The following is a 14180-nucleotide window of genomic DNA, read 5'->3' on the forward strand; positions in this document are numbered from 1 at the left end:
CAAATGCGCCGTGTCGTTTTCCGGTATGGCGACCCGGCGACTGGCAATGGCGGTTCATCCCTCACCGGATGCCCCGTTACTTGATTTCGTCTTCTTCCTGGCCGCCGTTGACGCGCGGACGTATGACCTTGCCTTTCTTCTCGGCCGCCTTGACCAGCTCAGCCTCTTCGTGCGCCCAGTGCCAGTAATTGACTTCGTGGGGGCTGTGTTCGGTGGCGGTGACGAACATTTCGGTGGAGAAGGCGTTGCGCAGCTCATTGGCGATATCTTCTTTCCATGCTTTTCTGAGCTGCTGAGTGGTAATGCGGCGGGTGACGCGGCTGCCGGTACGCATAATAAGTTCGGCGATTTCCTGCGCCCGCGCGTAGCAGGATTCCGTATCCGGACAGATCTCGTTAACCATCCCCAGGGCCAGGGCCTTGCGGGCCGTGATGATCTCGCCGGTCAGTTCCGCATAGGCATATCTCTTGCGGCCCATCAGTTCCCGCCAGGCGATGCCGATGCCGTCACCGGGCACCATGTTGACGCGAAAGTGCATATCCGTGGTCCACGCATCTTCGGTGCAAAGGGTAAGATCGCTGAAAAGCACCAGATCGGTATGGAAAGCGGCGCCGTTCCATACGCCGATGGTGGGCACTTCCACATCGAATACCTGGCCTTCGATATCGTTGGTACCGTCATAGTATTGATACTCGTACATCTTCCAGGCTTCTTCCGGCGCGGAGTTGAACTCGGTTGCCGGGCCCCAGTTGCCCTTATCGTCAAGCCGGCCGATGCCCTTCATAAAGTCCTTTCCCGTCCCGCCCAGGATGATGACCTCGTTATCGGGATCCCTGCCGGCCCAGTCGAAAAAGTAATGAAGAGCCTGGTGCGCGGGCGCCCCCCATTGCAGGCTGTCGCCGTTGGTATGCAGTCGGGCTTCGAGAATGCCGTTTTCCCGTTTCATGGTGAAGCAGTGTTTCAGTTTCTCCGCATACTCTTCGAAACGCATATGGGGAATTGTTCCCAATTCCTTATGGGACATTTCTTTTCGTTTTCCGTGATCAGACTCGTAATTGGCTTTAATTGCCATGGTTTACTCCTTTATAGCTTTATTAGAATCTCTTGGAAGCAACACAGGTTTAAATGATGTGATATACATTTTAGGTCCGGTGCTTTCGGGCAATAAAAACGTACCATCGCTGTACAAATGGTGGAAATTCTTTTTATTTTTCCGGCTATGCATTTTCGACATAACCATTGTGGCGATGTTACCGCAGGCGCAGATTTTGCCTGAAGAACATAGGTGACCCGCATCATAAAAAACAAGAAAATAGCGTATTGCGCATGCCGATTGCCATTAAGGGAACTGGACTATATTCAGCATATTTATCAATAGGAAATTAAATTCTTTCACAGGCGGAAAGAGGAGGCTAAATATTACGCGCAAGAGGACCATAAAGAGATATATAGCTATATGATAAAATGCAATGAAGGTTTGATATAGCGCATTGGGGAGGGTAAGCGGGATGGCATCTTAATTTACTGTTTTAAGAAAGATTTAAACTCTTTCAAAAATATGGCCACCGAGGGATTGGTATTTTTGCTGTCCCACACCAGTTCCAGGTTAAACCAGCAGTCCTGTTCGGCAATGTCCAGCATAACGCAGTTCTGGCCGGTCAGGTATCCGCGGTGCCTGGGCATCAGGAGCACCGCGCGGTCGCTAAATTCCAGGTTAAAGCAGCAGGTCTTAAGATTGGGGTATTCTTTATCCAGGGTGAAATCAATGTTACGAATGGTCAAGAAACGGGTGCTGTATTCATCGGACAAGGAAAATTCCCGGGGATCAATGCGCATTATCGGCCATTCGCTGACCTCACGCAGGGAAACGCTGCCGCGTCCGGCCAGGGGATGGCATTTATTGACCACCGCGCACAGCGGATCGGTTTGAAAAGGCAGCGTGCAAAATCTCGATTCATTGGCCATAAAATTAGGCCTGATAAGAAATCCCATGTCGCTGGCGTGATTATCCAGTAACGCGAGGGCCTCATCCAGCTCGCTGTCGCGGCATTCTATAAGGATATCGTTATGGGTGGCGCGGAACTGCGTCAGGAAAGTAATCAAGAATTTCTGGATGGCTTCCCCCAGAAACGTCACGGCAAGCCGGCGGCGGCTTTTGCCGGTAAAAGAATGGATCGCCGATATGGACGTCTCATACTGTAATAATATTTTCCCTGCTTCTTCGGTAAATAATTTCCCCGCGGTGGTCAGTTCGACTTTATGTGTATCGCGTTTAAAAAAACTAGCGCCAAAATATTCTTCCAAGTATTTCATATGCCGGCTTAATACCGGCTGGGTGATATTCATTTTCTGCGCGGCTTTACTAAAATTCAGTGTTTTCGATAATAAAACGAATTCATGTAAAAGTTGTGTTTCCATGATAGTTCTCTAGCCACTGAATAATACATATCCTTATCCTACTGGAGAGCCACCGGCTAAACCGTGAGACTCATCAAAGGCTTTACTCCGCCAGGGCTTTCGTTATGAAGTTTTCGCATAATCGCCATTAAACGACGGCATAAGTCAGACAGATGTAATTAAAATGTGAGTTAAATGTGTACTGCCGGGCGCAGGTTGCGTGATAGGGCCAGGGTAGGATGCGCGGCCAAATATTCGCCCTGTTACCGGGTGACGCCCGTCCTTGCTTTTCCATTTCATGCCTAAGCTCAGCCATATTTAATCTTTGACCCGCGCTGGCGGGGTTGTTAGCTTTTTTGTCTGACAAAAGAAATAGCCTTTGCGGGATGACAGACCATGACATCTGAGGTTTTAACGGATATTTTAGGGGAGAAGCTGGTGGGTTGGCGCAGGGAGCTGCATCAATATCCGGAATTATCCAATCACGAATTCCAGACGACGCAAAAAATCAGGCAATGGTTAAGCGAAGCGGACATCCCTCTCCTGCCGCTCGCGCTGAACACCGGCGTGGTCGCGGAAATCGGCCGTCGCGACGGGCCGATCGTCGCCTTGCGCGCCGATATCGACGCCCTGCCCATTGATGAGCAATCGGACCGGCCGTTCAGTTCACGTAACCCCGGCGTCATGCATGCCTGCGGTCATGATATCCACACCTCGATTATGCTGGGCGCCGCGCTGCTGCTGAAGGAGCGGGAGGCCGATCTGGCCGGTAAAGTCCGGATCCTGTTCCAGCCGGCCGAGGAAACCTTCGACGGCGCCCGGCAACTTATCGACGCCGGCGCGCTGGAGGGCGTGAGCGTGATCTTCGGCGGCCATAACGCCCCCGATTTACCGGTGGGCGAATTCGGCACCCGTTCCGGGCCGCTGCATGCCAACGTCGACCGCTTTGAAATCCTGGTTAACGGTAAAGGCGCCCATGCCGCCCGTCCCGAGGAAGGCGTCGACAGCATCGTGCTGGCGGCGCATATCATCACCGCGTTGCAAACCTTGCCCAGCCGCGCCTTTAGCGCCCTGGAATCGGTGGTGTTAAGCGTCACGCGCATCAACGGCGGCAATACCTGGAATGTGCTGCCGCAGCAGGTGGAACTTGAGGGCACGGTGCGCACTCATAATACGGCGGTCCGGGCCAGGATGCCGGAAAAAATCACCCGCCTGATTGAACATATCGCCGCCGGCTTCGGCGCCCATGCCGAATTGCGCTGGCACGCCGGGCCGCCGGTACTGGTAAACAGCGCTGAATGGGCGGATTTCACCAAGGACGTGGCGGCCCGGGAGGGTTATCGGGTCCACGATCTGCCGCCGCTGATGGGCGGCGAAGACTTTGCCTTTTATCTGCACCGCTTGCCCGGCGCGTTCGTCAATATCGGTTCGGCCAGCGCCTTCGGCCTGCATCATCCGCGTTTCGATCCCGCGGAAGCGCTCATCGCCCCGGCGGCGCGCTATTTCACGCGCCTGGCGCATGAGACGCTGCATAAGCTGCGGCGCTGAGCGTCGGGAGCCGATAGCGCGCGGCCGGCGCTCAGGCGCGGCGCCGGGGGCCGGCTACAATCGCTGGCCTCCGCTGGCGTCGATGCGCTGCCCGGTTATCCAGCGGCCGCCCTCGCCGGCCAGAAACGCCACCACTTCCGCGATATCTTCCGGCTGGCCCACCCGGCCCAGCGCCACGCTTTGGCCGATCACCGCCGCGGACTGCGGATCGGCGGCGCGCGGGTTCATCGCCGTGGCGGTCGCGCCCGGCAATACGGCATTCACCGTGATGGCCCGGCTTCCCAACTCAGCCGCCAGCAACACGCCGAGGCTTTCCAGCGCCGCTTTTGCGGGCGCATAGGCCGCCATTTCCGGGAAAGCGGCCCGGGTACTCATGGAGGAAATATTGATTATCCGCCCGCCGTCCCGCAGCAGCGGGATGGCGCGCTGGATAATGAAAAACGGCGAAATAAAATTGACCTGCAGCGTATCGGCCAGCCGCTGCGGCGTGACTTCCGCGATAGCCGCCCGTCCTCCCTGCCCGGCGTTATTGACCAGGATATCAAACCGCGGCGCGCCGAAAAGCCGGGTCAACTCAGCCTGCAGGCGGTCCATCAGCAGCTGCGCGCCCGTGCTCTCTTCCAGCGATGCCTGCAGGATAAAGGCGCGGCCGCCCGCCCGTTCAATGTCATCGGCCACGCGCGCCGCGTCCTCCCGCGCACGGCGATAATGCACGGCCACCGCCACGCCCTGTCGGGCCAGCGCCAGCGCAATGGACCGGCCGATACCGCGGCTGGCGCCGGTGACCAGGGCTATTTTAGGCATGGTCCGGCTCCGTCGCTGCCAGGGGGTTATCCCACCCCTGGCGCGCCTCCAGCAGGCGCGCCAGTTGCGTCAGCGCATGGCGGTCCACTTTATTGGTGCCCGCCCAGGGCAATTCGGCCAGGAAGGCGATACGCCGCGGATGCTGGTAGGCCGGGCCGTGCGCGAGGGCATACTGCTTTAAGGCATCCGGGCTCAGGGCGCTGTCGGGCTGTAGCACCACAAACGCCACCGGCACCTGACTGCGCTCCTCATCGGGCAGCGGTACCACGCAGACCTGACGCACATGGGGATGGGACTCAAGCGTTTTCTCCACCTCCACCGGAAAAATATTCTCGCCAGAGCAGACAAACATATCATCCGCGCGGCCGGTAAAATAATAAAATCCCTGTTCATCGCGTCGCATGACATCACCGCTGTAATACCAGCCCCCGCGAAACACCTGGCTGCTTTTTTCCGGCAGGCCGAGATAACCCGGGGTCACCGCCGGGTTGCGCATGCAGAGCACGCCGTCGTTTTCCGTTTCCCCGTCCACCAGCTTCACTTCTCCCGCCGCAAGCGGGTATCCCAGCGCCAGCGGCGGAGTGGGCAACCCGTCGGGATGAGGACCGAACACCGCCGGCCCCGCCTCGGTGGTGCCATAACCGTGGGTGATGGTCGCCGTGGGAAACGCCTGCTGGATACGGTTGAGCAACGAGAGCGACATGGGGGCGGACCCGAGCATCAGGCGGTTGAGGGCGGAGTAATCCCGCCCGGCCAGCAGGCGCGGATCGCGCAACAGCCGGGCGAACATGGTCGGCACGGCGGTGACGATATTGATACGGTAATCGGCAAGGGCGGCGGCATAGCGCTGGGCGTCGAATGCCGGCAGCACCACCAGCAAGCCGTTAACCGCAAAGACCCGTTTGGTGAGAAATAAGCCGTTCATATGAAACAAGGGCTGCGCCAACAGGTAACGCGCCTGCGGCGCGTCCGGCTCCACGCCGCCGCTGCGGGTGGCCTCCAGCGCCCACAGCTGCCCCTGGTGGGTCAGCGGCACGCCTTTCGGCCGGCCGGTGGAGCCGGAGGTGTAAAGAATCATCGCCACCTCCCCCGGCAGGGGTTGCACGGTGTCGAAAGCCTGCGGCTTGATACGCCGCCGGAAAGCGTCCTCGCCGTCGCCGTCAAAGTTCACCAGCGGCAGTTTGCCTTTTAAAAGCGCGTAACGCGCCTCGTCCACAAACGCCAGGCGAATTTGCGCGTCGGCCACCAGGTATTCCAGCGTCTCGATCGGTACTTTGATATTGAGCGGCACCGCGACCAGCCCCGCCCGCATAATGCCGAAATACGCGGCAATGTATTGCGCGCTGTTAAGCGAGGCGATGGCGACGGTACTGCCCCGGGGCAGGCCAAGATCGCTCAGGTAGCGGGCGACGCCGCCGGCCAGCTCATCAATCTGCCGATGGCTCCAATGGCGCGGGCGGGCGGGATCGCCCAGGTCAATCAGCGCATCACGCTGTAAATCCCCGCGGCGGACGATCAGATCGCCCAGGTTGTGGTGATGAAACGGCATAGCGACTCCTTTATAACGCCGGTGGCGGTAATTGCGCGGCGTCAACGTCAAATAAGGGAAAATGGCAGGCGACCTGTCGTTGGTCGCCGCCGGCGCGCAGCGGCGGACGCTCCACCCGGCAATGTTCTTTGGCGCGCGGGCAGCGGGTGTGAAACGGGCAGCCGGGCGGCGGGGAAATGGGGCTGGGCAATTCGCCCGTCAGCAGGTTGCGGCTGCGCGCTGCGCGGGGATCCGCCACCGGCGCCGCCGCCAGCAGCGCGGAAGTATAAGGATGGGCGGGTTTGGCCCACACCTGGCGCGTGGGACCGCTCTCAACGATGCGTCCCAGGTACATGACCAGCAGCCGGTCGGCGATATATTCCACTACGGAAAGATCGTGGGAAATGAACAGGTAGGCCACGCCGGTGCGCTGCTGGATATCGCGCATCAAGTTAATCACCTGCGCCCGCACCGATACGTCCAGGGCGGAGACCGGCTCATCACAGATGATAACCTTAGGCTCCAGGATTAACGCCCGGGCAATGCCGATGCGCTGACGCTGGCCGCCGGAAAACTCATGGGGAAACCGTGAGGACGCCGCCGCGGGCAATCCCACCAGTTCCAGCAGCTCGCCGACCCGCCGCCGGATTGCCGCCCCCTGCCAGCCCGCCGCCTCAAGCGGCCGGCCGATGCTTTTTCCCACGCTTTGGCGCGGATTAAGCGACCCCTGCGGGTCCTGGAACATCATCTGCATATCCGCCCGATAGGGTAGCAAGGCTTTGCGGCCTAAATGGGTAATGTCGGCATCGCCGATATGTATGCTGCCGCCGGTACTGGGAATTAACCGCATCACCGCCTTGCCCAGGGTGGATTTGCCGCAGCCCGACTCCCCCACCAGCCCGACGGTTTCACCGCGGCTGAGGGTCAGATCCACCCCAGACAGGGCGAATACCCGCCCGTCGCGGGTGGGATAACCAACCTGCAGATTGTTTACGCTAAGCAATGGTTTCATCAGTGCCGGCCTCCGTTGATCCAGCGTAGCGGCGCGGGCTGCGCCTGCGCTTGCGTCACCAGGCAGGCGGCCCGGTGCGCCGGACGCAGAGGCGTCAGCTCCGGCCGCTGCAGGGCGCACGCGGGCGTTGCCTGCCGGCAGCGCGCCGCAAAAGCGCAGCCCGCGGGTAATTCCGCCAGGGCCGGCACCCGTCCCGGGATATCCACCAGCCGCTCATCCGGCCGTCCCGGGGTCGGCGTGGCGCGCAAGAGTCCCTGCGTATAGGGATGCAGCGGATAGTCGAACAGTTCCAGCACCGGCGCTTCCTCGACGATTTTGCCGGCATACATCACCGCCACACGCTGGGCCATGGCCGCGACCACGCCCAAATCGTGGGTGATAAGCATCAGCGCCATGCCGGTATCCGCCTGCAGCTCCCGCAGCAGCGCCAGTATTTGCGCCTGTATGGTCACATCCAGGGCGGTTGTGGGTTCGTCGGCGATCAATACCGCCGGCTTGCAGGCGATGGCCATGGCGATCATGACCCGCTGCGCCATGCCGCCCGATAATCGATGCGGATATTCATCCATGCGCCTGGCCGGGTCGGTAATATGTACCTGCTCCAACAGGGCGACGCCGCGGCGCCAGGCTTCGCGCCGCGACAGGCCTAAATGCACCCGCAAGACCTCGCCCAGCTGATCGCCGACGGTTTTCACCGGATTAAGCGAGCTCATCGGGTCCTGAAAAATCATCGCCAGCCGATTGCCGCGCAGTTGCCGCATCCGCCTTTCGCCCAGCGCCACCAGATTTTGTCCTTCAAACCGTATTTCTCCGCCGCTCAAATGCGCCGGGGGGGTGGGCAGCAGCCCCATCAGCGCCAGCGCGGTAAGGGATTTTCCGCAGCCCGACTCGCCCACCACCGCCAGGGTTTCGCCAGCCGCGAGGGTCAGGGAGATACCGTCCAGCGCGGTCACGCTGCCCTGGCGCCCGCGCAGTTCGACGCGCAGGTCGCTGACCTCCAGCACGCTGCTCATAGGCGATCCCTGAGCTTCGGGTTCAGGGCATCGTTCAGCCCGTCGCCAATCAGGTTCAGCGCCAGCACCGCCAGCATAATCGCCACGCCCGGCACCGCGCAGATATACCAAGAGGAGCGGATAAGCGTGCGCCCTTCCCCCACCAGCCGGCCCCAACTGGCCAGATTGGGATCGCCAAGGCCGAGGAAGGAGATAACGGATTCGTACAAGATCGCCCCGGCAACCACCAGCGACGACAGCACGATCACCGGCGGCATGACATTGGGCAGGATTTCGCCCAGGGCGATGCGCAGATTGCCCATGCCGCAGGCCCGGCACGCGAGCACGAACTCGCGATCCTTGAAGGACAGGAATTCGGCCCGGGTCAGCCGGGCAATGGGCTGCCAGGAAACCAGGCCGACGGCGATAATAATGTTTTCTATCCGCGGGCCCAGCACCGCCACCACGGTCAGCACAAACACCACGTTGGGAATGATCTGGAACAGCTCGGCGATGCGCATCAGCACTTCGTCGATCCAGCCGCCAAACCAGGCGGCGGCGGCTCCCACGGCCACGCCGAGCGTGGTGGCCACCAGGCTGGCCACCAGCCCGATAAGCAGGGTGGCGCGCGCGCCGTGGACGATAAGCGCCATGATGTCGCGACCCAGGGAGTCGGTGCCCAGCGGATAGCGCCAATCGGTAAAGGGCCAAATCTCCGGCATGGCCACAATGCGCAGCGGGTCGACGGGATAAAGCCAGCCCGCCAGCAGCGCGGCGGCGGCGATGACCAACACAATCAGCGCGCCGCATACCGCGCCGCGATGGCGGCAAAACCGGCGCAGCAGCGCCAGGCGCGGCGCGGCGGCGGGCAACAGGGGGACGACTACAGACATATTTCAGCTCCCAATCCGCGGGTCCAGGCGGGAATACGCCACGTCCACCAGGATATTCACCACGATCACCACCAGCGAGCTAAGCACCAGCACCCCCATCACCACGGGAAAATTGCGGCTCATCACGCTGTCGAACAGGACCTGGCCGATGCCGGGCCAGCTGAACACGGATTCCACCACGACGCTGCCGCCCAGCACGGTGCCCAGTTGCAGGCCGAACAGGGTTACCACCGGCAACAGGGCATTGCGCATCATATGCCCGGTTATTACCCGCAGCCGGCTCAGGCCCCTGGCCCTGGCGGCGCGCACAAAATCCAGCTGGGCGATTTCCAGCATCGAGGCGCGCATCACCCGCGCGTAGGTCGCGGCATAAAACAGGCCCAGGGTCAGCGCCGGCAGCACCAGATGATGGACGATATCCGCCACCCGTCCCCAGGGCCGCTCATCGGCGCCGATGGTTTCCATCCCGCCCACCGGAAACCAGCCGAGTTTTACCGAGAACAGAATAATCATCATGATGCCGAGCCAGAAACCCGGCGCGGCGAAACACAGCACCGCCAGCGCCGATATCAGTGTGTCCCAGGCGCTGTTGACTTTTATGGCGGCCAGCACGCCGGCGCCGACGCCCACCATCAGGGCCACCGCGATGCTTGCCAGCATCAGCAGCAACGTGGCGGGCAGGTGCGATAAGATGACGTCCAGCACCGGCAGGTTGTGCCGGTAGGAAAAACCCAGATCCAGCCGGGCCACCGCGCCGATATACTTCAGCAACTGCAGCCAGGCCGGCTGATCCAGCCCGTATAACGCGCGCAGCCGCTCGATCATCGCCGGGTCGGTAACCTGCTGTTCTGCGGTCATCACGTCCAGCAGGCTGCCGGGCACGCATTTCATCAATACGAAATTGATGATGACCACCCCGAGCAGCAGCGGCACCGCTTGCAACAGGCGGCGCAGAATAATGCGCATCATGCCGCTACCCCGCCAGCCAGACGTCGTTCAGGGACGTGCCCTGGACATTGGCATCAGTGGTGAAGTTGCGGACGTTGGCGCGCGCCAGGGTGTAGGACTGCATTTCCACCAGAGGCACGATGGGCACGTCGGTGCTGGCCAGCCGGGAAAATTGCTGGATCAATGCGCGGCGTTTGGCCTCGTCCACCTCCACTGTGATAGCGCTTACCAAGTCGTCCATCGCCGGATTGCTATAGCCGGTGGCGTTGCGGAAAGCGGCGCCTTTAACGATGCCGTCGCTGGTAAAAAACTGGGTTACCGTCGGTACCGGCTCCAGCGGGGCGGTAAAGTTGGAAATAGCGATATCATAATCGTAATCGCTGTAAATGCGTTTCAGCGCCGTGGCGCGATCCACCGAATCGAGCCGCACGGTGATATTGAGATCTTCCAGGGCCTGTTTCAGGTATTGGCCCAGCTTGGCGTTCTCCTCGAACCAGGCCGCCGCCAGCAGGTTGACGGTAAACCGGCTGCCGTTTTTCACCGGCAGGCCGGCGGCATCCAGCAGGGCGGCCGCTTTTTTAACGTCAAATTCATAGCGGGGCACGTCGTCGGTGAAAAACAGGCTGTTGCTGCTGAAAATCGGCGCCACCGCCGGTTTCCCCCAACCAAAATAGATCGTGTTGACGATGAAATCACGGTCGATGCCATGCAGGATCGCCTGGCGCACTTCACGGCGCTTAACCACCTCGCGCCGCTGGTTAAACTCCACCGTTACCGTCCAGGCGCTGTTTTCATACCCGCTGGTATCAAGCACCACCTGGCCGGTTTTCAGCAAGCGGTCGATTTCCCTGGCGGGCACGGGGTTCGAATAGCCGAGTCCCAGTTCCCCGGTTTCCAGGGCGGCGGTACGCGACGCCGCGTCGCTCCACCACCTGACCAGCAGTTTGTCGAGATAGGGCTGGCCGGGCGACCAATAGCTATCGTTGCGGCGGTATTGCACATAGCTGCCGCGCGTCCATTTATCGAAAATCCATGGGCCGGTGCCTACCGGCTGGTTATTCAGCGGATGGGTCAGAATGTCCCTGCCCGCGTATAAATGTTTCGGCAGCAGCAGTTGGTATTGGCCCGCCAGTATGGATTTGAGGAAAAATTCAGGTACCGGATGATCAAAACTCAGCCGTACGTGATGGGCATCCAGGGCGGTGGCGGCGTTCAGGGCTTTCAGGGCGATACCGGCTGAAATGGCCTTCCAATGCTCGACAACGTTGTAGACGACGTCGTCCGCGGTAAAATCGGCGCCGTCATGCCATTTCACTCCCTGGCGCAGGGTGATGTCATAACTTTTATAGTCGGCGGCAGGCACCACCGATTCGGCCAGCGCCGGCTGAAAATGCAGCGTATTGTCGAGCTTCAGCAAACGCTCCAGTATTTTGGTTGACGTCTGGAAAGGCGATGAACCGCCGCCGCCCGGCACAAACAGCGCCTGAGGCTCAAGTCCCCCCCAGGAGATGACCAGGGTACCGCCGCGGCGCGCCGCGCCGCCCGCCACCTCGGCGGCGCTGGCGTTGGTCGCCAGCCCCAGGCCGGGGATGCCGCTGGACAACGCCGCAAGCGATCCCCCCACCCCCAGGATGCCGAGGAATTTACGCCGTGAAAAATGTCCGTTCATGATGAAACTCCCGGTTGTGCAACGCCGGTGGCGTAGCTTGCGCGGCCGATAGCCAGTAATTGTTGTTGTCCGTTAAATACGTCCACGTCGGCGACGCCGACGGTACGGCCTGAGCGCCTGACGCGGGCCACCACCCGCAGGGAGGTATTCACCGCCGGGCGCAGGTAATCGACACGAAAATTGATGGTGGGCAAACCGGTTCCGACCATCATCGCCAGCGCGAAGTCGCCGACGGTATCGATAATCGAGGCCAGCGGTCCGCCATGCCACTGGCCGCTGCCGGCGCTGCGCTCGAACTCCGCCCGCATCGGCACCGTTACCGTCAGGGTCTGCTGATCGTAATCCACCGCCTCCACGCGCAGCTGCAGCCAGGCGATAAACGGCGATAATCGGAACTTTTCCTCGATTTGCGTTTTGCTCAGCCGCGCGCTCATACCACCACCACCTTGCCGATCACCTGGCGTTGCTCCAGCGAGGCCAGCGCCTGCGCGCCCTGCTCCAGCGGCCATTGGCGATCGATCAGGACGTTAAGCCGTTTGTCGCGCACCTGATCCAGCAACTGATGCAGGTCATCGCGCTCCCAGCCATTGGCGCCGCGGATCTGCAATTCATAGGTCCAGATGTAGCGCAAATCCTCGACGGGATTAAAACCGGCGGTGGCGCCGCAGGTCAGCAGCCGCCCCCCCACGCGCAGGCAGCGCAGGGATTTAACCCAGGTATCGCCGCCGGTAAAATTGACCACCACATCCACGCCGCCCGGCACGGCGGCGTGGCGCGACCGCGCGGGCTTGCCGAAGCGCTGGAACACTTCTTTGGCAAAGTCCTGTTCGGTGTAGCGGATGATATGGTCGGCGCCGACGGCGCGCAGGCGTTCGGCTTTCTCCTCGCTGCCGGCGCAGGCAATCACCTGCGCGCCGGCCAGCTTCGCCAATTGCACGCAACAGACCCCGACGCCGCCGCTGGCGCCGAGGATCAAGACCTTTTCCCCGGCCTGTATCTGGCCGATAGTCACCATCATGCGCCGGGCGGTGCCGTAGGCCACCGGCAGCGCCGCCGCTTCCACGAAGCTGATTTCATCGGGCAAAGCGATCAGCTGATGGGCCGGCACCCGGCATAGTTCGGCCAGGCCGCCGTGGGTGGTCTCGCCCACCAGTCCGCCGTCAACCCGGTTTATCGGGTCCACCACCACGCGGTCGCCGATATGCCAACCGGTCACCCCTTCGCCCAGGGCGACGATCTCGCCGGCCACATCCAGGCCGATAATCAGCGGCAGGGGCAGCGTAATGCCCGGCATGCCGCGCCGGGTAAACACATCATGGTAATTGAGTGAGGAGGCGCGCACGCGCAGCACCACATCCCCCCTGCCGGCGATGGGATCGGGAAAAGCATTTTCCAACCGCAGCTTCTCGTTACCGCCATGTTCACGTAATACGATGGCTTTCATGCTTAACGGACCTTAAAATAAAGAAAATCAAGAGGCTGCGAACAGCAGGGCGACATTGAAGGCGCGGTCGGCGCTAACCAGCAAGGTATCCGGCGCCGGGGATAAGGCCTGGATGCCGCTGCGCTGAAAATAGTCGGTGGTGGCGCTCAGCGATGAGACCGCAAATTCCAGCGCCACCATGCGCTCGGCGCCGTTTTCGCCTGCCGGGACCGGCCCATACAGCCCGGCGGCCCGCTGCGGGGTGATAAATCGCACCCGGGTTTTGCCCGCCTGCAGCCAATAGCCGCCCTGGCCGTCGTCATGAATAGCCTTATGACCAAACAGCGTGCCGTAAAGGCCGGCCACCGCCGCGGGGTCGGCCGCGGCAATCACAAAGGCGCTGATATCGACGACGCCGTTGGGATGCCGGCGCCATGGGGCGCGCCAGACCAGTTCCGGCGTTTCATGCTGGCAAAAAAAACTGCGGCCGTTTTTTACCCGCCCGGCGGCCAGCCTGACGGTACGAAAACGGGCTTCAGGCCGGCTGCCGTCGGGCAGCGTCACGGGACGGAAAAACGAGGCGGGGGGATCGCCGGCCAGGCCGACGGATTGCAGATGGCGGTAGACCGCATCGGCGTCAGTGGTTTTCCACACCAGGCCGGTGAGCCCGAGGGGCGCGTTCCATAGGTCCTGGCGTTTATCGGCGTTGCCCGCCTCAAACCCCAGCAGCTCAAAATAGTTTTCGCCAAAAATGGCCAGATGGTTGCTGGAGCCCAGGGAATGGTGACCGCGCGGCGTCAACTGGAACCCTAAAAGCGTAAATAATCGCTGCGTTTCATCAAGCTTGCCCGCGACGTTAATCACCGCGTGATCCACTACCGGAATTAAGGCATCCATTAACTTTTACCTGACTATCCAATAACTAAACAGAGGTATAACTCTAACCAAGGCATGGACGGATGCAAA

At 61.0% G+C, this 14180-nt stretch carries 13 protein-coding genes; 1 reads left to right on the forward strand and 12 read right to left on the reverse strand.

Annotation, left to right across the window (positions count from 1 at the left end):
* Positions 1–76 precede the first annotated feature (76 nt).
* Positions 77–1072 (reverse strand): enoyl-CoA hydratase/isomerase family protein, encoded by a 996-nt coding sequence (locus ACL2XG_RS06685; RefSeq protein ID WP_413722545.1) that lies wholly within the window; start codon positions 1070–1072, stop codon positions 77–79.
* 449 nt (positions 1073–1521) lie between these two features.
* Positions 1522–2418 carry a LysR family transcriptional regulator gene (locus ACL2XG_RS06690; RefSeq protein ID WP_413722544.1) on the reverse strand — a complete coding sequence of 299 codons (897 nt, stop codon included), beginning with the start codon at positions 2416–2418 and terminating at the stop codon, positions 1522–1524.
* A gap of 375 nt (positions 2419–2793) precedes the next feature.
* Between ACL2XG_RS06690 and ACL2XG_RS06695 the strand changes: the two genes are divergently transcribed.
* Positions 2794–3945 carry an amidohydrolase gene (locus ACL2XG_RS06695; protein WP_410015553.1) on the forward strand — a complete coding sequence of 384 codons (1152 nt, stop codon included), beginning with the start codon at positions 2794–2796 and terminating at the stop codon, positions 3943–3945.
* A gap of 54 nt (positions 3946–3999) precedes the next feature.
* On the opposite strand, the gene ACL2XG_RS06700 is transcribed toward ACL2XG_RS06695, so the two are convergent.
* The 10 genes from ACL2XG_RS06700 to ACL2XG_RS06745 are packed head-to-tail and all read right to left on the reverse strand — an operon-like array spanning position 4000 to position 14111.
* Positions 4000–4749 carry an SDR family oxidoreductase gene (locus ACL2XG_RS06700; RefSeq protein WP_413722543.1) on the reverse strand — a complete coding sequence of 250 codons (750 nt, stop codon included), beginning with the start codon at positions 4747–4749 and terminating at the stop codon, positions 4000–4002.
* A complete protein-coding gene (locus ACL2XG_RS06705; protein ID WP_410015555.1) occupies positions 4742–6298 on the reverse strand; it encodes a class I adenylate-forming enzyme family protein in 1557 nt (518 codons plus the stop codon). The genes ACL2XG_RS06700 and ACL2XG_RS06705 overlap by 8 nt, the downstream gene beginning before the upstream one ends.
* Before the next feature lie 10 nt (positions 6299–6308).
* Complete coding sequence (locus ACL2XG_RS06710; protein ID WP_413722542.1) at positions 6309–7289, reverse strand: ABC transporter ATP-binding protein; 981 nt, start codon at positions 7287–7289, stop codon at positions 6309–6311.
* Positions 7289–8302, reverse strand: coding sequence for an ABC transporter ATP-binding protein (locus ACL2XG_RS06715; RefSeq protein WP_413722541.1), 1014 nt, complete (start codon positions 8300–8302; stop codon positions 7289–7291). Before ACL2XG_RS06715 ends, ACL2XG_RS06710 begins: the two co-directional genes overlap by 1 nt.
* Complete coding sequence (locus tag ACL2XG_RS06720) at positions 8299–9174, reverse strand: ABC transporter permease (RefSeq protein ID WP_413722540.1); 876 nt, start codon at positions 9172–9174, stop codon at positions 8299–8301. Before ACL2XG_RS06720 ends, ACL2XG_RS06715 begins: the two co-directional genes overlap by 4 nt.
* A gap of 3 nt (positions 9175–9177) precedes the next feature.
* Positions 9178–10143, reverse strand: coding sequence for an ABC transporter permease (locus ACL2XG_RS06725; RefSeq protein WP_413722539.1), 966 nt, complete (start codon positions 10141–10143; stop codon positions 9178–9180).
* Positions 10144–10147: 4 nt separating this feature from the next.
* On the reverse strand, positions 10148–11791 hold the full coding sequence (locus ACL2XG_RS06730) for an ABC transporter substrate-binding protein (RefSeq protein ID WP_413722538.1): 1644 nt from the start codon (positions 11789–11791) through the stop codon (positions 10148–10150).
* On the reverse strand, positions 11788–12225 hold the full coding sequence (locus ACL2XG_RS06735; protein WP_410015561.1) for a PaaI family thioesterase: 438 nt from the start codon (positions 12223–12225) through the stop codon (positions 11788–11790). Before ACL2XG_RS06735 ends, ACL2XG_RS06730 begins: the two co-directional genes overlap by 4 nt.
* Positions 12222–13235, reverse strand: a complete 1014-nt coding sequence (locus ACL2XG_RS06740) for a zinc-binding dehydrogenase (RefSeq protein ID WP_413722537.1) — start codon at positions 13233–13235, stop codon at positions 12222–12224. The genes ACL2XG_RS06735 and ACL2XG_RS06740 overlap by 4 nt, the downstream gene beginning before the upstream one ends.
* 27 nt (positions 13236–13262) lie before the next feature.
* Positions 13263–14111 carry a VOC family protein gene (locus ACL2XG_RS06745; protein WP_413722536.1) on the reverse strand — a complete coding sequence of 283 codons (849 nt, stop codon included), beginning with the start codon at positions 14109–14111 and terminating at the stop codon, positions 13263–13265.
* Between the last annotated feature and the right edge of the window lie 69 nt (positions 14112–14180).

It is taken from the genome of Sodalis sp. RH24 (assembly GCF_047324145.1).
GTDB lineage: Bacteria > Pseudomonadota > Gammaproteobacteria > Enterobacterales > Enterobacteriaceae > Acerihabitans.